Origin of the sequence: Grimontia celer (assembly GCF_900055185.1) — a bacterium.
GTDB lineage: Bacteria > Pseudomonadota > Gammaproteobacteria > Enterobacterales > Vibrionaceae > Enterovibrio > Enterovibrio celer.
Genome location: NZ_FIZX01000034.1, coordinates 1 through 687 on the forward strand (window position 1 = coordinate 1; position 687 = coordinate 687).

1 protein-coding gene is annotated in these 687 nt (G+C 46.4%); it reads right to left on the minus strand.

From position 1 onward, the window contains the following. Positions 1–187 precede the first annotated feature (187 nt). Positions 188–687 (minus strand): porin family protein (locus GCE9029_RS25285; protein ID WP_157487856.1); only part of this gene is annotated, 500 nt, incomplete at its 5' end.

A 687-nucleotide genomic window follows, 5' to 3' on the forward strand; every position in this document is an offset into this window, starting at 1 on the left:
TGCGAGTAGAAAAAACGCTCAACTATCATGTGCAAAAGTGGCCAAGAGTTTGGCGCTTGTTTGCTCAGGCAACTGCTCCCCTTTGAATGACTCACAAGAAAGCAGTTGCTATACACTGTACTGTGTCAGCCGAATACAGGTAAAGGTAAGTCGACAGCATTAGAGAGGGCTAAGATGATGGTTGTTCTTACCATTGGTATTTATAACTGGCTTTTACAGTGGTACCTGATGCACTGACATGGCTTTGGTTGTTGCCATTGCGCAGCAACTGGCCATATACCGTGTAGTAATCTTCGTTGCAAAGGTTCTCGATACCTAAACTAAGCGTGTGCGCTGCCACTTGATAGCGAGCGCTGTAATCAACCGTGGTGTATGCATCAATCTCATTGCTGCCAAAGCCAATTTGATCTTCAAAGGCGTCATCACGAGCACCGCTGTAGTTCACTTGAAGACGGTGGAACCACTGATTATTCGGAGAATATTCAGTGTAGGCATGAAGCTGTAACGGTGCGATACGGTAGCCGTTCAGAGCTTTCCAGCGATCATCATTTTCGTCATAACGCTCACCTTCAGTCCACGTTAACAAACCTCCCAATTTCCAGTTGTCATCAAGCTGATGATCCACCGTCAGCTCTACTCCATAGATACGCTCTTCAGAGCGAGGTAGTGCCAGCGAAAGATTTTGGA